Source organism: Sphingomonas fuzhouensis (assembly GCF_034659795.1).
Taxonomy (GTDB): domain Bacteria; phylum Pseudomonadota; class Alphaproteobacteria; order Sphingomonadales; family Sphingomonadaceae; genus Sphingomonas; species Sphingomonas fuzhouensis.
Window position 1 is genome coordinate 749,920 of sequence record NZ_JAXSQY010000001.1, and the last position, 15,648, is coordinate 765,567.

16 protein-coding genes are annotated in these 15,648 nt (G+C 67.0%); 7 read left to right on the top strand and 9 right to left on the bottom strand.

From position 1 onward, the window contains the following. Positions 1-68 precede the first annotated feature (68 nt). Positions 69-3,536: a transcription-repair coupling factor gene (gene mfd, locus U1H82_RS03530; RefSeq protein ID WP_322963535.1), complete on the bottom strand. Its 3,468-nt coding sequence runs from the start codon at positions 3,534-3,536 to the stop codon at positions 69-71. A 182-nt stretch (positions 3,537-3,718) separates the two neighbouring features. Continuing rightward, a complete protein-coding gene (locus U1H82_RS03535) occupies positions 3,719-3,985 on the bottom strand; it encodes an FAD assembly factor SdhE (RefSeq protein WP_322963536.1) in 267 nt (88 codons plus the stop codon). Positions 3,986-4,063: 78 nt separating this feature from the next. On the opposite strand from U1H82_RS03535, the gene recG reads away from it, so the two are divergent. Both recG and U1H82_RS03545 read left to right on the top strand, forming a co-directional pair. Next, positions 4,064-6,118, top strand: a complete 2,055-nt coding sequence (recG, locus tag U1H82_RS03540) for an ATP-dependent DNA helicase RecG (protein WP_322963537.1) — start codon at positions 4,064-4,066, stop codon at positions 6,116-6,118. A gap of 30 nt (positions 6,119-6,148) precedes the next feature. Further along, positions 6,149-6,589 (top strand): DMT family transporter, encoded by a 441-nt coding sequence (locus U1H82_RS03545; protein ID WP_322963538.1) that lies wholly within the window; start codon positions 6,149-6,151, stop codon positions 6,587-6,589. 214 nt (positions 6,590-6,803) lie between these two features. Here U1H82_RS03545 and tyrS read toward each other — a convergent pair whose 3' ends face one another. From tyrS to U1H82_RS03560, 3 genes are all read right to left on the bottom strand, one after another. Then, on the bottom strand, positions 6,804-8,030 hold the full coding sequence (tyrS, locus tag U1H82_RS03550; protein ID WP_322963539.1) for a tyrosine--tRNA ligase: 1,227 nt from the start codon (positions 8,028-8,030) through the stop codon (positions 6,804-6,806). Between the two features lie 56 nt (positions 8,031-8,086). Further along, on the bottom strand, positions 8,087-8,515 hold the full coding sequence (locus U1H82_RS03555) for a hypothetical protein (RefSeq protein WP_322963540.1): 429 nt from the start codon (positions 8,513-8,515) through the stop codon (positions 8,087-8,089). Between the two features lie 113 nt (positions 8,516-8,628). Beyond that, the gene (locus U1H82_RS03560; protein ID WP_322963541.1) at positions 8,629-9,603 is read right to left on the bottom strand and encodes a peptidoglycan DD-metalloendopeptidase family protein; all 975 of its coding nucleotides are present in this window, start codon (positions 9,601-9,603) and stop codon (positions 8,629-8,631) included. Here U1H82_RS03560 and U1H82_RS03565 point away from each other — a divergent pair. After that, a complete protein-coding gene (locus tag U1H82_RS03565) occupies positions 9,572-9,880 on the top strand; it encodes a hypothetical protein (protein ID WP_322963801.1) in 309 nt (102 codons plus the stop codon). The genes U1H82_RS03560 and U1H82_RS03565 overlap by 32 nt on opposite strands. Positions 9,881-9,897: 17 nt before the next feature. Here the strand turns inward: U1H82_RS03565 and surE are convergent, their stop codons facing one another. Further along, positions 9,898-10,662 (bottom strand): 5'/3'-nucleotidase SurE, encoded by a 765-nt coding sequence (gene surE, locus U1H82_RS03570; RefSeq protein WP_322963542.1) that lies wholly within the window; start codon positions 10,660-10,662, stop codon positions 9,898-9,900. Then, positions 10,662-11,939: a serine--tRNA ligase gene (serS, locus tag U1H82_RS03575; RefSeq protein ID WP_322963543.1), complete on the bottom strand. Its 1,278-nt coding sequence runs from the start codon at positions 11,937-11,939 to the stop codon at positions 10,662-10,664. The genes surE and serS overlap by 1 nt, the downstream gene beginning before the upstream one ends. An 89-nt stretch (positions 11,940-12,028) precedes the next feature. Here serS and U1H82_RS03580 point away from each other — a divergent pair, with 89 nt between their 5' ends. Next, positions 12,029-12,544 carry a host attachment family protein gene (locus U1H82_RS03580; RefSeq protein WP_322963544.1) on the top strand — a complete coding sequence of 172 codons (516 nt, stop codon included), beginning with the start codon at positions 12,029-12,031 and terminating at the stop codon, positions 12,542-12,544. Between the two features lie 25 nt (positions 12,545-12,569). On the opposite strand, the gene U1H82_RS03585 is transcribed toward U1H82_RS03580, so the two are convergent. Next, on the bottom strand, positions 12,570-13,391 hold the full coding sequence (locus tag U1H82_RS03585; protein WP_322963545.1) for a PEP-CTERM sorting domain-containing protein: 822 nt from the start codon (positions 13,389-13,391) through the stop codon (positions 12,570-12,572). Between the two features lie 442 nt (positions 13,392-13,833). On the opposite strand from U1H82_RS03585, the gene dksA reads away from it, so the two are divergent. Both dksA and U1H82_RS03595 read left to right on the top strand, forming a co-directional pair. Next, on the top strand, positions 13,834-14,295 hold the full coding sequence (dksA, locus tag U1H82_RS03590) for an RNA polymerase-binding protein DksA (protein WP_322963546.1): 462 nt from the start codon (positions 13,834-13,836) through the stop codon (positions 14,293-14,295). Positions 14,296-14,536: 241 nt separating this feature from the next. Continuing rightward, positions 14,537-14,899 (top strand): PilZ domain-containing protein, encoded by a 363-nt coding sequence (locus U1H82_RS03595; RefSeq protein ID WP_322963547.1) that lies wholly within the window; start codon positions 14,537-14,539, stop codon positions 14,897-14,899. A gap of 122 nt (positions 14,900-15,021) precedes the next feature. On the opposite strand, the gene U1H82_RS03600 is transcribed toward U1H82_RS03595, so the two are convergent. Beyond that, the gene (locus U1H82_RS03600; protein ID WP_175311339.1) at positions 15,022-15,177 is read right to left on the bottom strand and encodes a DUF465 domain-containing protein; all 156 of its coding nucleotides are present in this window, start codon (positions 15,175-15,177) and stop codon (positions 15,022-15,024) included. A 203-nt stretch (positions 15,178-15,380) separates the two neighbouring features. Between U1H82_RS03600 and U1H82_RS03605 the strand changes: the two genes are divergently transcribed. Continuing rightward, positions 15,381-15,578, top strand: coding sequence for a YdcH family protein (locus U1H82_RS03605; protein WP_042482878.1), 198 nt, complete (start codon positions 15,381-15,383; stop codon positions 15,576-15,578). Positions 15,579-15,648: the final 70 nt, after the last annotated feature.

Below are 15,648 nucleotides of genomic sequence, written 5' to 3' on the forward strand. Positions count from 1 at the left end.
CCCCTTGCCCCTCCACCACGCCCTGCGGGCGCGGTCCCCCTCCCCATCGGAGATGGGGAGGAACGGAATTACCCCGCCGCTTTGGCCAAGCCCTTCGACAATTGCAGCGCGCCGTGCAGCCGTGCCTTGGGGTCCGGCCAGGCGCGGTTGAGCACCAGCCTGCCGTCGGGGCGCAGCTTGGCGAGTTCGCCCAGTCGCTCGACATAGGCGAACAGCCCGTCGACATTGGGTGGACGATTGTCGTGGAACGCCACCAGCACCCCGCGCGGGCCGACGTCCATCTTGGCGATGCACGCCGTCTTGGCGTTCAGCTTGATCTTGATGACCTGGATGAGGTTGTCGGTCGCCTCGGGCAGCGGGCCAAAGCGGTCGATCATCTCGGCGGCGAATTCCTCCACTTCCCTGTTCTTTTCCAGGTCGTTGAGACGCCGATACAGCCCCATGCGCAGGTCGAGATCGGGGACGTAATCGTCCGGGATCAGGATCGGCGCATCGACGGTGATCTGGGGCGAGAAGTCGCGCTTCTTCTCGAACGCGCCGCCCGCCTTGGCCTCCAGGATCGCCTCCTCCAGCATCGACTGGTAGAGTTCGTAGCCGACCTCCTTGATATGCCCCGACTGCTCGTCGCCGAGCAGATTGCCAGCCCCTCGAATGTCGAGGTCATGGCTCGCCAACTGGAAGCCCGCGCCCAGCGAGTCGAGGTCGGATAGCACCTTCAGCCGCTTCTCCGCCGCCTCGGTCATCATCCGCTCAGGGGGGGTGACCATATAGGCATAGGCGCGGGTTTTCGACCGGCCGACCCGCCCGCGCAACTGATAGAGCTGGGCCAGGCCGAAGCGGTCGGCGCGGTTGACGATCATCGTGTTGGCGGACGGAATGTCGATGCCGCTTTCGATGATGGTGGTCGACACCAGCACCTCGAACTTGCGGTCGTAAAAGGCGGACATGCGCTCTTCGACCTCGGTCGCCGACATCTGGCCGTGCGCGACGACATAGCGGACCTCGGGCACCTCCTTGCGCAGATACTCCTCGATATCCGGCAGGTCGGCGACGCGCGGGGTGACGAGGAAGCTCTGCCCGCCGCGATAATGTTCGCGTAAGAGAGCCTCGCGCAGCACGACCGGGTCCCAGGGCATGACATAGGTGCGCACCGCCAGGCGATCGACCGGCGGGGTCTGGATCACCGACAGTTCGCGCAGGCCCGACATCGCCATTTGCAGCGTGCGCGGGATCGGCGTGGCGGTCAGCGTCAGCATATGGACGTCGGCTTTCAGCGCCTTCAGCCGCTCCTTGTGGGTCACGCCGAACCGCTGCTCCTCATCGACGATGACGAGGCCGAGCCGCTTGAACTCCACATTCTTGGCCAGCAGCGCATGGGTGCCGACGACGATGTCGAGATCACCCGACGCCGCGCCGTCCTTGGTCCGCTTGGCCTCGGCGGCGGTGACGAGGCGGGAGAGGCGGCCGATCTTGATCGGGAAGCCCTCAAACCGCGTAACGAAATTGTTGTAGTGCTGGCGCGCGAGGAGCGTGGTCGGGCAGACCACCGCCACCTGCATCCCGGCCATCGCCGCGACGAAGGCGGCGCGAAGGGCCACCTCGGTCTTGCCGAAGCCGACATCGCCGACGATCAGCCGGTCCATCGGCTTGCCTGCGGTCAGGTCGCCCAGCACATCGTCGATCGCGCGGTCCTGATCGTCGGTTTCCTCGTAGGGGAAACGGTCGACGAACGCGGGATAGCCCGCGCTGTCCGGTTCGGCCACTTCGCCGGGGCGCAGCGCGCGTTCGGCGGCCACCGCGATCAGCTCGCCCGCGATCTCGCGGATGCGCTCCTTCATCCTGGCCTTGCGCCGCTGCCACGCCTCGCCGCCCAGACGGTCCAGCGTCGCGCCGTCCTCGCCCGAGCCATAGCGGGTCAGGACTTCGAGATTTTCGACCGGCACGTACAGCTTGTCGCCGCCCGCATAGGAGAGCGCCACACAGTCATGCGGGCTCTTGCCGACGGGGATCGAGGTCAGCCCCTCATAGCGGCCGATCCCGTGATCCGAGTGCACGACCAGATCGCCGGGCGAGAGCGTCGCCAGCTCGGCCAGGAACGCGTCGGCCGACTTGCGCCTTTTCTGCCGCCGGATCAGCCGGTCGCCCAGCATGTCCTGCTCGGTCAGCACCGCAATGCCCGGCGCAGTGAAGCCATGGTCGAGCGGCAGGACGACCAGCGCGACGCCGAAGCTTTTCGACGTGTCGGCGATGCCCAGCGCTTCCTGCCAGGTTTCGGCGGCCTTGGCCCCCTTCAGCCCATGATCCTTCAGCAGGCTGCCGAGCCGCTCGCGCGCGCCCACCGAATAGCTGGCGAGGACAGGCTTGCGGCCGTCCTTGCGTAAGCCTTCGACATGGTCGACGACCGCCTCATAGATATTGGCGTGGGCCGCGCGTTCGGGGGCGAAATCGCGCGCGCCGTCGACCTCGAAGTCGAGGACGGTGGCACTTTCCGGCTCGTGGAAGGGCGAGACGAGATGCGCGGTCGCAGCCTGCAGCCCTTCGTCCCATTCCTTGGGCGCGAGGTAGAGCGCCTTGGCAGGCAGTGGGCGGAAGCTGCCCGGTTGCGCGGCCTCGGCCCGTTTGCGGTTTTCGTAATAGTCGGCCACCGCCTCGAACCGGGCTGTCGCCGCCGCCGTCACGCCGCTGTCGCGCACCACCACCGCGCCGTCGCCGAGATGGTCGAACAGCGTCGACAGCTTCTCCTCGAACAGCGGCAGCCAATGCTCCATGCCCGCCATGCGCCGCCCCTCGGACACCGCCTGGTAGAGCGGATCGCCGGTCGCGGTCGCGCCGAAGGTTTCGCGGTAGCGGGTGCGGAAGCGCTTGATCGATTCCTCGTCGAGCAGCGCCTCGGAGGCGGGAAGCAGGGTGAAGCCTTCGATCCGGCCCGTCGTACGCTGGTCGGCGGGGTCGAAGGTGCGGACGCTCTCGATCTCGTCGCCGAAGAAGTCGAGGCGTAGCGCCTGTTCCTCGCCGCTGGGGAACAGATCGACCAGGCCGCCGCGCACCGCGAATTCGCCCTGGTCGTGCACCGTCTCGGTGCGGACATAGCCATTCGCCTGAAGCAGCGCCGACAGCTTTTCCAGCCCGATCCGCTCGCCGGGCGCGAGGCGGGCGACCAGTTGCCGGATGCGGAACGGCGTCAGTACCCGCTGGGTCGCGGCATTGGCGGTGGTCAGGACCAGCTGCGGCGTCTTGGGCTTTGCCTGGAGCCGGTGAAGCCCCGCGATCCGCTCCGCCATGACGCGCAAGGTCGGCGAGGCGCGGTCATAGGGCAGGCAGTCCCAGGCGGGGATCTGCAATATTTCCAGCTCGGGCGCGAAATAGGTCGCGGTCGAGGCCAGTTCGCGCATCTGTGCTTCGTCGGCGCAGATGAACACCGCGCGCGTCGTGGCGGCGCGTGCCAGATCGGCGAGCAGCACGGGCAGGAACCCCGCCGGAACGCCCGACAGGGTCAGCGGGCTTTTGGCGGACAGGATCGTCTTGATATCGGGCATGGGGTTCCGAAACTGGGGTGTTGAAGCATGGTGTCGTCAGCGTCCTTCACCCCTCCCCTTCAGGGGAGGGGCCGGGGGTGGGGCACTTCCGCGAGCGTGGCGCTCTTGGTGAGGCCCCACCCCAACCCCTCCCCTGAAGGGGAGGGGCTAGGCTCGGATCAAATCATCCGCGCGGGAATAAGTTACCGGGCGATCGGCACGAAATTCAGCGCGCGCATCCGCTGCATCACCGGGCCGTCCCATTGCGGGGGACATGCTTGGGTGCCGATGGCCCAGGCCATGATGTCGACATCCTGCTCCTCCAGCAGCGCCTCGAACCAGTCGAGTTCTTCTTGGCTCAGCGTCTCGTGATGCGCGTCGAAAAAGCCGCCGATCATCAGGTCGGCTTCCTTGGTGCCGCGATGCCAGGCGCGGAAGCGGAGGCGCTTGATACGGGTTTCGTGGTCCATGAGGCTCCGATCGAACGAGAATAGGTTCCGCACGCTCTGGCGGCGTACGAAGCAGAGGCTATACAGACCCATCTAGTCATGCGTCCCAATATCCTCAATCCGCTGTTCGCCGAGGTCACGTCGCTGAAAGGCGTCGGGCCCGGCCTCGCCAAGCCGCTCGAGCGTCTGCGCATCGCGCGGGTGGTCGATGTCGCCTTTCATCTGCCGACCGGTCATATCGACCGTTTTCCGCGCGACGAACTGATGGTGTCGGACGCGGGGCGGGTGATCGCCATTTCGTTGACCGTAAAGGAGCATCGCGCCTCATCGTCCCCGCGCGGGCCGACGCGCGTCCGCGCCGAGGATGCGGCGGGCAACAGCGTGGCGCTGGTCTATTTCGGCGGCAATTCGGGTTGGGTGAAGAAGCTGCTGCCGATCGGCGAAACCAAGGTCGTGTCCGGCCGCCTCGACCTGTACGGCCAGGATTTGCAGATCGTGCATCCCGATCTGGGCGACAGTGCCGAGGATTTCCGGGAGCGCGAGGCGATCTATCCGCTGTCGGAGGGGATCACCTCGCGGCGGCTGGGCGCGCTGGCGGCGCAGGCCGTCGAGCGTTCACCCGAGTTGCCCGAATGGATCGAGCCGGGACTGAAGGCGCAGCGCGGCTGGCCCGACTGGAAGGACGCACTGGCCCGCATCCATGCCGATCCGGCCGATGCCAAGGCACGTGAGCGGCTGGGCTATGACGAAGTGTTCGCCAATCAGCTGGCGATGACGCTGGTCCGCGCCGATACCCGCAAGCGGCGCGGGCGGGCCCTCAACGGTGACGGGCGCCTGCGCGACATGCTCAAGCTGCCCTATACGCTGACCGGCGCGCAGAGCCGGACGGTGCGCGAGATCGAGGGCGATCTGGCGCAGGACGCGCCGATGCTGCGGCTGCTCCAGGGTGACGTCGGCGCGGGCAAGACGCTGGTGGCGGCGATGGCGATGCTGATCGCGGTCGAGGCGGGGGCGCAGGCGGCGATGCTGGCCCCGACCGAAATCCTGGCGCGCCAGCATTATGAAACGCTACGCAAGACGCTCGCCGGGCTGCCGGTCGAGATCGCGGTGCTGACCGGCCGCGACAAGGGCAAGGCGCGCGAGGCCACGCTGATGGCGCTGGCGGCGGGGGAGATCGACATTCTTGTCGGCACGCATGCAATCTTTCAGGAAACGGTGACCTACCGCGACCTCGCGCTGGTCGTAGTGGACGAGCAGCACCGCTTCGGCGTGGCGCAGCGGATGATGCTGTCCGCCAAGGGCAAGGCCCCGCCGCACCTGCTGGCGATGACCGCAACGCCGATCCCGCGCACGCTGACGCTCGCCAATTATGGCGAGATGGATGTCAGCCGATTGGACGAGATGCCGCCCGGCCGCCAACCGATCGAGACGCGGGTGGTGTCCGAGGACCGGCTGGACGAGGTGGTCAACGCACTCGGCCGTCATTTGTCGGACGGCGGGCAGGCCTATTGGGTGTGCCCGCTGGTCGAGGAGAGCGAGAAGTCCGACCTCGCCGCTGCCGAGATGCGCGCCGAGACCCTGCGCGCCCGGTTCGGCGAGCGGGTGGGGCTGGTCCATGGCAAGATGAAGCCCGCCGAGAAGGACGCCGTCATGGAGGCGTTCGCGGGCGGGCGGCTGGGCGTGCTGGTCGCGACGACGGTGATCGAGGTGGGGGTGGACGTGCCCAACGCGACGCTGATCGTCATCGAACATGCCGACCGCTTCGGGCTCGCGCAGTTGCACCAGTTGCGCGGTCGGGTCGGGCGGGGCGGGGGGCTGTCGCGCTGTCTGCTCCTGCGGGGAAGCCATCTGTCGGAAACCTCGCGGGCGCGGCTCGCCCTGATGCGCGAAACCAATGACGGCTTCCGCATCGCGGAGGAGGATTTGCGGTTGCGCGGGGCTGGGGAGCTACTCGGCACGCGGCAGTCGGGGGAGATGGCGTTCCGGCTGGCCACGCCTGAAAATATGGCCGACCTGATGCAATGTGCGCAGGACGATGCGCGGCTGCTGATCGACCGCGATGGGGGACTGGAGGCCCCGCGCGGACAGGCGGCGCGGACGGCGCTTTATCTGTTCGAGCGGGATGCGGGCGTCGCGCTGTTGCGGTCGGGCTGAACGAAGCGGCGTTCGTCGCGTTGGGCGCGGATGGCTGCGTTTTTTCCGCTCATCCTCGTCCTGATCGCCGGCATCGGTCTGGCGATCCAGCCGCCGACCAATGCCGCGCTGGCCAAGGCTTCCGGCTCGGTGGTGCTGGCGGCGCTGACCTCTTTCCTGATCGGGACCGTGGTACTGGCGGTGGCCTGGGCCGCGATCGACCGGACCAGTCCGGCGGCGCTCAAGGGCGCGCCGGGTTGGGCTTGGCTTGGCGGGTTCTACGGCGCGGGTTTCGTCGCGGTGCTGGCCTATGCGGCGCCGCGTCTCGGCATTTCGGTCGCGCTGACGGCGGCGATCGCCAGCCAGTTGGTGGCGGCGCTGATCGTCGACCATTTCGGGCTGTTCGGGGTGCGGGTAGAGCCGGTGACGATGGGCAAGGTCATTGGAGTCGCGCTGGTGATTGCGGGGGCGGTGGTGGTGCGGCGAGGGTGAAGGCCTGGCTTATCAACGTAACCGTACCCCGGCGTAGGCCGGGGTCCAGTTGCTTTGCGGTTGAATGGGTGGAGAGAAAGCCTCCCACGCAGCGTGGTCCCGCTTCGCCGGCCGCTTAGAAACTGGGCCCCGGCCTTCGCCGGGGTACAATGTGGGGCGAAGGCCTATCTTCCCGAACCCCGTTCAGCCTGAGCGCAATCGAAGGCCAAGAGAATCACCCTGCCGTCAGCAAGCCGTGATTCTTCTTCCCCGAGGAAACCTTCACCGGTTCCGTGCCGACCGCGATGACGGCATTCTCGTCCGCAATCTTCTCGCCATCGACGCGTGCGCCGCCGCCCGCGATCAGGCGCCGTGCTTCGCCCTTGGACTTGGCGAAGCCCAGCCCGATCAGCGCATCGACGATGGTGATCGATCCGCCCGCGACCGCAAAGCTCGGCAATGCCGCGCCTGCCGATCCTTCCTCGAAGGTCCGCCGTGCCGTCTCGGCCGCTTCGTCCGCCGCCGCGCGGCCACGGCACATGGCGGTGGCTTCGTTAGCGAGGATCTTCTTGGCCTCGTTGATCTCCGCGCCTTCCAGCTTTTCGAGGCGGGCGATCTCGTCCAGCGGCAGGTCGGTGAACAGGCGCAGGAAGCGGCCCACGTCACGGTCGTCGGTGTTGCGCCAGAACTGCCAGTAATCAAAGTGCGGCAACTGGTCCTCGTGCAGCCAGACCGCGCCCGCCATGGTCTTGCCCATCTTGCCGCCGTCCGCCGTGGTGATGAGCGGGGTGGTCACGCCGAACACCTCGGTCCCGTCCATGCGGCGGGCGAGTTCGATGCCGTTGACGATATTGCCCCACTGGTCCGACCCGCCCATCTGCAACCGGCAGCCATGGCGCTGCGCCAGCTCGCGGAAGTCATAGGCCTGGAGGATCATATAGTTGAATTCGAGGAAGCTCAGCGACTGTTCGCGGTCGAGCCGCAGCTTCACCGAATCGAACGACAGCATCCGGTTGACCGAGAAATGCTGGCCCACTTCACGCAGGAAGGGGATATATTCCAGCTTGTCGAGCCAGTCGGCATTGTCGACCATGACCGCATCGCTGGGTCCGTCGCCGAAGGTCAGGAAGCGTTCGAAAATGCGCTTGATCGAGGCGACATTGGCCTGAATGCCATCTTCGGCGAGCAGCTTGCGCGCCTCGTCCTTGAAGCTGGGATCGCCGATCTTGCCGGTGCCGCCGCCCATCAGGACGATCGGCTTGTGCCCGGTCTGCTGCATCCGGCGCAGGAGCATGATCTGCACCAGGCTGCCGACGTGGAGTGACGGCGCGGTCGGATCGAAGCCGATATAGCCGGGCACGACCCCCGACGCCGCCAGCGTGTCCAGCGCGGCGGCATCGGTCATCTGGTGGACGTAACCCCGTTCATCCAGGGTGCGAAGCAGATCGGACGTGTATGCCATAGGCGTGGCTCGTTACACCGCCGATCCGCGTTCGTCACCCCACAGGAAACCGACGATCAGCGGCAGAGCGTCCGCCCGTTGCGCTGGACATAGCGGCAGGGGCGATAGCCCGAACCGGGGCCGGTATAGTTGGTATAGTCGCCCTGCGAGCGCGGATCGACATAGCCGGGGGTGCGGCGGGCACGATCATATTCGCGCGCGACGCGGGCCTCGCGCCGGGCGCGCCAGTCGTCACCTCGCCAGCCCCGATCATCGCGCCAGCCCCGCCGTTCGCCCCGCCAGTCGCCGCGATCATCACGCCGATCACGACGATCCTCGCGCCAGTCCGGGCGGTCGTCACGCCAGTCCCGGCGATCGCGGTCAAAACGGGGGCCGTCGTCGCGCCACGACTGGGCCTGGGCGCTGGAGACGGGCAGTGCCATCGTCGCCGCTACGCCCGCAACCGAAAGGCCGATCAAGGCCAAACCATGGAACAGCTTTTTCATACGCCAACTCCCAGGGGCACCGGCCCCATGTTCGTTTTCAACCTATGGCAGGTCACGGCGTTCCGAATCCTGAACCGCCTGTTAGGCGATGTTCAGGATTGCGGAAGGGGGCGTCAGTGCCCCGGCAGCTGGCTGAGCGGATCGACGGGCGTGCGGCCACGGCGCAGTTCGAAATGCAGTTCGGGCCGGTCAGCGAAACCCGTCTGTCCGGACAGGGCCAGCGTCTGGCCGCGCTTCACGCTCTGGCCGCGCTGGACCATCAGCTTGGAGGCATGGCCATAGACGCTGGTCCAGCCATCGCCATGCTTGACGATGACGAGGCCGCCCAGCGCCGCGATACCGTCGCCGACATAGGCGACCACGCCGTCCGCCGTTGCCTTGATCGGCGTACCGATCGGCACCGCGATCTTGATCCCATCATTGCGCTCGCCACTCGACCCTGCGCCGAAGCGTTTCACGACCTTGCCCTCGACCGGCCAGGCAAAGCCCGAGCGCAACCGGGTGGGCGCGGCGACGACGGCGGTCGGCGGCAGGACGCGGCGCGGCGTTGGGCTGGGCTTGGCGGGTTCCTGGTTGCTGGCGAGGGCAGGCTCACCGCCGGTCAGGATGTCATCGACATCGAGCGTGAAGGCGGCGGCCCGCTCGGCCGCGCTGCTGAGCGGTATGGCGCCGACCGCCATACCGGGGATCAGGATGCGCTGTCCCGCACGCAGGACGAACGGCTCGGTTAGCGCATTGGCCTCGACGATGCGCGACCATGCGACGCCATAGGCGCGCGCGATGGCGATACCGCTCTCGCCCGAGCGGACCAGATGATAGCGGCCGCCGGGAATGGTCAGCCGCTGGCCCGCACGGATCATGAAGGGCGGGGTCAGCGCATTGGCGCGCGCGATCGCTTCCGAGCCCGCACCCGTACGGTCCGCAATAGCGCGCAGCGTATCGCCCGGTTGGACGATGTAGGTCGTGTCGGCGATTTCGCGCGCATCGGGGGTGACGGGGCGCACTTCCCAGGACGGGCGCGGCGCAGGCAAGCTGGAGACACGGGGCGTGGGGGGCGTGGCCGGCATCGGCTTCTCGATGACGGGCATAGCCTGTGCCACGCGCGGGGCGGTGCGGCCCGGCGTCACCGGCACCGATCGGCGGATCGCGGGGCGCGATGGGTTCGGTCTGGCGATGGGCCTGGCCGGGGCAGGGCGGGGCATCGGCACGACCTGGGGCGGGGCGGCGTCGACGGGCGCGGCGGGGAGCGGCGCGACGGGTTCGGCCGCACGCATTGGCGGCTCCATATTTGGAATGCAACCCGATACGAGCAGCCCCGCGCCGATGATGCGCCCGATGGCGCCCGATGTCCGACTCAACCCCTAGTCCCCCCAAGAACCCGTTCAGCGATAGGCTTCGTTAAGCATAACGAATGAGGGTTCATGTGTCAGGTCGAGTTGCAAAGGCGTTACCGCGATGCAATCCGCGGCAATGGCATCCAGGTCGCTGTCCTGGCCCGGCTGGTGCGGCAGGCGGCCCAGCGCCAGCCAGTAATAGTCATAGCCGCGCGGGTCGGCGCGCCGTTCGAACCGGGCGCGGCCATAGTCGCGCAGGCCCTGGCGCGCCACGCGGATACCCTGCACCGCGTCCGGCGCGACCGGCGGGAAGTTGACGTTGAGCAAAGTGCGCGGGGCAAGGTCCAGGTCGAGCAGTGGGCGAAGCACCCGCTCGCCCCAGGCCTCCGCAGTCGCAAAGGATACCGCGTCGCCGACCGCCTGCTGCGCATAACGCTGACTGAGCGCGACCGAGCGTATGCCTGCCAGCGCCCCTTCCATCGCCGCCGACACCGTGCCGGAATACAAGACATCCTCGCCCAGATTGGCGCCGCGATTGACGCCCGACAGGATCAGGTCGGGCTTGTGGTCCGCCATCACCTCGCCCAGCGCCATCAGCACCGAATCGGTCGGTGTCCCCGTCACCGCAAAGCGCCGCTCACCGAACTGACGCAACCGCATCGGCCGGGTCAGGGTCAGCGAGCGGCTGGTCCCCGACTGGTCCTCGGCGGGTGCGACGATCCAGATATCGTCCGACAGCGTCGCCGCGATCCGCTCCAGTGCGGCCAGGCCCGGCGCATGATAGCCGTCGTCATTGGTGAGCAGGATGCGCATCAGCGCGGCTCCAGCACCGCCTGTCCGCCCAGATAAGGCTGCAGCATGTCCGGCACGACGACCGAGCCGTCCGCCTGCTGATAATTCTCGATCACCGCGACCAGGGTACGGCCGACCGCCAGTCCCGAGCCGTTCAGGGTATGGACGAAGCGCGTCCCCTTGCCCTCGGCGGGGCGATAGCGCGCCATCATCCGGCGCGCCTGGAAATCGGTGCAGGTCGAGCAGGACGAAATCTCACGATAGCGCGCCTGTCCGGGCAGCCAGACCTCCAGGTCATAGGTGCGCGCGGCCGAGAAGCCCATGTCGCCCGTGCACAGCAGCATCCGGCGATAGGGCAGGCCAAGCGCCTCCAGCACGCCTTCGGCGGCGGCGGTCATCCGCTCATGCTCGGCATCCGATTGCTCGGGCGTGGTGATCGACACCATCTCGACCTTGTCGAACTGGTGCTGGCGGATCAGCCCGCGCGTGTCGCGCCCCGCCGCGCCCGCTTCCGACCGGAAACAGGGGGTCAGCGCGGTGAAGCGCAGCGGCAGTTCGGTCTCGCTCAGGATCGCCTCGCGCACGATATTGGTCAGCGAGACTTCGGCCGTCGGGATCAGCCAGCGGCCATCGGTGGTGCGGAACAGGTCTTCGGCGAATTTGGGCAACTGCCCGGTGCCGAACGCCGCTTCGTCGCGGACCAGCAGTGGCGGCTGGACCAGTTCGAAGCCATGCTGCTCGGTCATCCGGTCGAGCATGAACTGGCCGAGCGCGCGCGACAGCCGTGCGATCGGCCCGCGCAGCAGGGTGAAGCGCGCGCCCGACAGCGCGACGCCGGTTTCGAAATCCATGCCCAGCGCGGGCGCGATCGCGTCATGCTCGCGCGCCTCGAACGTGAAGCTGGTCGGTTCGCCCTTCTGATGGACCAGCGCATTGTCATTCTCGTCCGCGCCTTGCGGCACATCGGCGGCGGGCAGGTTGGGAATGGCGGCGAGTGCGCTGTTCAGTTCGGCCTCGACGCTGCGTTCCTGCTCCTCCAGTTCGGGGAGCTTGGCCTTCAGCGCGGCGACCTCGTCCATCAATCCTTGCGCGCGCGCCTCGTCCTTGGCCGCCTTGGCCTGGCCGATCTGCTTGGACAGGTCGTTGCGGCGCGTCTGCGCCCCTTGCGCCTCGGCGATGATCGCGCGGCGACGCTCGTCGATCGCGATCAGCGTGTCGGCCTGGGGCGCGGCGCCCCGCTTGGCAAGGGCGGCGTCGAAGGCGGCGGGGTCGTCCCGGATCAGGCGAATGTCGTGCATGGGCGAGAGGCTATGGCCTTCGCTCCGCCGTCACGCAACCCGTGGCGAAGACCTTGCGTTACCCCTTTGCACATAGAAGGAGAAACGCGATGCAGGTGCCGCATAACAGCTTCGTGCTGGTCGTCGATGGCCGCAAGAGCCTGTTCTTCCGTAACGAAGGGGATGCCGAATATCCCAATCTGATCGTCGAACACGCGGTCGAACATCCCAATCCGGCGGACCGCGATCAGAAGACCGATAGTGCGGGGGCCGCATCCTCGACCCAGAGCGGCCCCGGTGCGCCGCCGATCGCGCAGGGCGGATCGAATCTGGCGGGCGGTGGTGGCCAGGGTGCCCAGTTCGCCGCCTCGCGCGGATCGATGGGCGAAACCGATTATCACCAGCAGGAGGAGGATCGCTTCGCCGCCGAAACCGCCGAGATGCTCAAGCGCCGCGCGCTCGCCAACGAGTTCGAGGCGCTGATCGTCGTCGCCCCGCCCAAGACGCTGGGCGAGTTGCGCAAACATTATCACAAGGCGGTCGAGGATCGGCTGGTGGGTGAACTGGCCAAGGATTTGACCGGCCATCCCGTGCCCGAGATCGAGGCCGCGCTGCAAAAGGCCTGATTGCCCTTGCCCGGCGGCGACGCGGTCAGGCCGTTTTCGGCTTGGCCAGTCGCCGCCGGATGACCAGCGCTGCCGCGGCGCTGCCGAACAGCAGGACCATCGGCGGGGCAGGAACCGGCGTGACCGGCGGTTTGTCGCCGCCCGACGATGACGCGCTGCTGGCCGAGGATGTGGACGAGGCGCTGGACGCCGACGACGCGCTGCTGGCGGAACTGGCCGAGGAGCCGTTGGACGACCAGCCGCTGCTGCTCGACGCATAGCCGCTCGAGGACGCCGAGGAAGCGGACGATGCCGAGGAGGCACTGGACGCGCTCGACGAACTGACATTGCCGGATGACGAACTGGTCGACGAGACATTGCCCGACGATGTCGACGACCCGCCCGAGGCCGATGACGTGGACGTCGACCCGCCGCTGCTGGTCGAGGAAATGATGATATTGCCGTTCGATCCGCCGCCACCGAAACCGAAGCCGCCGCCAAAACCGCCGCCCCAGCCGCCGCCCCAGCCGTCGCCGAAACCGCCACCCCAACCGCCGATCACGGCGGGGACATAGCCGCCGCCCGTCCCCAGCGGTGCGCTGGCGGGCAGGGGGACGGGGACCGGCGGTTCCTGGGTCGTGACGGTGACGATGGTCGGCGGCGGCGTGGTCGTCGTTGTGACGGTACGCGTGACGATCCGGCGCTTGCGATGCGGCGGGACGTGGTGGACGATACGCTTCTTGACCTTGGTCTGCTTGACCAGGGCCGGGCGCTGGGGACGGTCGACCATATGCACGGCCCCGCCGCCGATCACGGCGCCGCCCGCGACACATGCCGTCAGCTTCGCCAGGGCCATTCGCACAGACATCGTCACATCCTCAAACGGTGCAAGGCCCGAACCAAGGCTCAAGCGGCGTGATGGTTCCGGCACGCCGTCCGATCACGCCTATTGCAGCATTTCTTACGCCATTGTCATCACAGTGACCAAGAAATGCTTAAGCTCCAAGTCCGGAGTTTTTTCCGCCGTCTAGCTTTGGGATTCCGTAGCGGAAGGCGCGGCCGACCCGATAGCGCGGTGCGACGGTCGCCGATGGAGATTCGATAATTGGGTGTGGAAATTGGCCGCAATGGCACCAATTCGTCCATTTTCGGTTAACATCGCAACATTATTATAGAAATTGGCAACACGACGAAATGCCGGTCGCTTGCGGCAGACGGATGCACCGATTATAGGCCCTCTCAACCATCAGGGGGCGGCCCCGAGGACACGGTGCCGAACGTCGCACCGACGGGCCCTTTGGGAGAGTGGTATGGCGACGGTGTTTAATCGCGTGACGGACTCCACCGGGCCGGATGTGGCCAACGATATCGACGAGAATTATCGTCCCAGCGCGGACGAGCCTTTCATGAATCTGAAGCAGCAGGCGTATTTCCGCCGCAAGCTGATCGAATGGAAGGAGGCCATCCAGCGCGAGGCGCAGGGGACGCTGTCCCAGCTTCAGGTCGATTCGCTGCGCGAACCCGATCTGACCGATCGCGCTTCCAGCGAGACGGACTGGTCGATCGAGCTGCGCACCCGCGATCGCCAGCGCAAGCTGATCTCCAAGATCGATGCGGCGCTACGTCGTATCGAAGAGGGCGAATATGGGTATTGCGAGGTGACCGGCGAGCCGATCAGCCTGGGGCGGCTGGAGGCGCGGCCGATCGCGACCATGACGGTGGAGGCGCAGGAGCGTCACGAGCGCAATGAAAAAGTGTCCCGCGACGATTGAGGCGCGATGACCCCGACCGGTTCATGCCGGTCGGGGATGTCGGGGCTTATCAGGGCGTTGATCGGTGGGGTGGCCCGACCGAACGCAATCGGCTTGCCCCATATGATGACAGGCGGTTCGAATCCGTTGCCATTAATGATTGGCAACGGGACCCGGCGTAGCGCATGGTCGCGCGGAATTTTTACGGGTACGCAGGATAATCAGGATGGCGATGGACCGCGCACCCGCTAATAGGTCTGACATGGTGCAAGACGACGTGGAACGCAGCGACCGGACCGGACAGCGCGACAGCCTGTTGATGATGGCGCAGATGATGCTGGCCGACGAGTCCCAGCCGCGCGATGTCCGCGTCCGCAATATTTCCGAGGGCGGGTTGATGGCCGAACTGGCCGTAGCCGTGGAGATCGGTACGCCCGTCTCGCTCGATCTGCGTGGCATCGGCCCTGTGTCGGGGCGTATCGCCTGGTGCACCCAGGGACGGGTCGGGGTGGCGTTCGATCGCCAGATCGATCCCAAGCTGGTGCGCAGGCCGGTGGGCGGCGGCCCTTCGACGCCGGAATATGCCAAGCCCGCGACGGGCGGCAGGACCCGGTCGTTCCACTGATTATCACTTGAGGGTGCCGGCTGTCCCCATGGCCGGGGCAGCGAAGGCGGGCGGCCTGCCGGACAGGCGGCCCGCGACAAAGGCCGCGGCAGGTCAGGATGACCTGCGCGGCCACGCCAAGGCTATAGGCCTTGCATCTCTTCCTTCAGTTTGAGCTTCTGCTTTTTCAGATCCGCCAGGATCAGCGCGTCTGGCACGGGACGCTGTGATTCGGCGCTGATTCGCCGGTCAAGCGTGGCGTGCTTGGTCTCCAGGGCCGTTTGATGCGCCGTATGCATGGGCTTCAACCTCCTGTCTTCTGTTGGGGGAGTGATTAAAACACCAAAAATCCTGTCTGTCCCCACTCATTTTCGTCAGAATCGACCGGATGAGGCATTTGGCGCGACGACATGTTACGGCCTCTCGCCGCGCGCGTTTCCGCTTGCTACAGGGGCCCGATCGGCGTCGGACTTCCCGCGCCGGTCCGATCAGGGGGAGCAGGATGGACGTCACGCTGGCACGCGCGCGGATCGACATGTTGCGGACCGAACATCGCGATCTGGACGATGCGATCGCCGCCCTGCTGCAATCCTCGACCCCCGACCAGTTGCAGATCGCACGTCTGAAGAAACGCAAGCTGCGCCTGCGCGACGAGCTGGCGGAGCTGGAGGACCGGTTGATCCCCGACATCATCGCGTGAACGGCGGCTGGCGCGGGCGCTTCGTATCGGGACAGGTGGGGCAAAGCCGTCTCTTGTCCCCGCCGCGAAC

Excerpts from the sequence above, each read along its gene's own strand:
- mfd (WP_322963535.1), bottom strand. The coding sequence starts at position 3,536 with ATGCCCGATATCAAGACGATCCTGTCCGCCAAAAGCCCGCTGACCCTG.
- U1H82_RS03535 (WP_322963536.1), bottom strand. The coding sequence starts at position 3,985 with ATGGACCACGAAACCCGTATCAAGCGCCTCCGCTTCCGCGCCTGGCAT.
- recG (WP_322963537.1), top strand. The coding sequence starts at position 4,064 with ATGCGTCCCAATATCCTCAATCCGCTGTTCGCCGAGGTCACGTCGCTG.
- U1H82_RS03545 (WP_322963538.1), top strand. The coding sequence starts at position 6,149 with ATGGCTGCGTTTTTTCCGCTCATCCTCGTCCTGATCGCCGGCATCGGT.
- tyrS (WP_322963539.1), bottom strand. The coding sequence starts at position 8,030 with ATGGCATACACGTCCGATCTGCTTCGCACCCTGGATGAACGGGGTTAC.
- U1H82_RS03555 (WP_322963540.1), bottom strand. The coding sequence starts at position 8,515 with ATGAAAAAGCTGTTCCATGGTTTGGCCTTGATCGGCCTTTCGGTTGCG.
- U1H82_RS03560 (WP_322963541.1), bottom strand. The coding sequence starts at position 9,603 with ATGCCCGTCATCGAGAAGCCGATGCCGGCCACGCCCCCCACGCCCCGT.
- surE (WP_322963542.1), bottom strand. The coding sequence starts at position 10,662 with ATGCGCATCCTGCTCACCAATGACGACGGCTATCATGCGCCGGGCCTG.
- serS (WP_322963543.1), bottom strand. The coding sequence starts at position 11,939 with ATGCACGACATTCGCCTGATCCGGGACGACCCCGCCGCCTTCGACGCC.
- U1H82_RS03580 (WP_322963544.1), top strand. The coding sequence starts at position 12,029 with ATGCAGGTGCCGCATAACAGCTTCGTGCTGGTCGTCGATGGCCGCAAG.
- U1H82_RS03585 (WP_322963545.1), bottom strand. The coding sequence starts at position 13,391 with ATGTCTGTGCGAATGGCCCTGGCGAAGCTGACGGCATGTGTCGCGGGC.
- dksA (WP_322963546.1), top strand. The coding sequence starts at position 13,834 with ATGGCGACGGTGTTTAATCGCGTGACGGACTCCACCGGGCCGGATGTG.
- U1H82_RS03595 (WP_322963547.1), top strand. The coding sequence starts at position 14,537 with ATGGTGCAAGACGACGTGGAACGCAGCGACCGGACCGGACAGCGCGAC.
- U1H82_RS03600 (WP_175311339.1), bottom strand. The coding sequence starts at position 15,177 with ATGCATACGGCGCATCAAACGGCCCTGGAGACCAAGCACGCCACGCTT.
- U1H82_RS03605 (WP_042482878.1), top strand. The coding sequence starts at position 15,381 with ATGGACGTCACGCTGGCACGCGCGCGGATCGACATGTTGCGGACCGAA.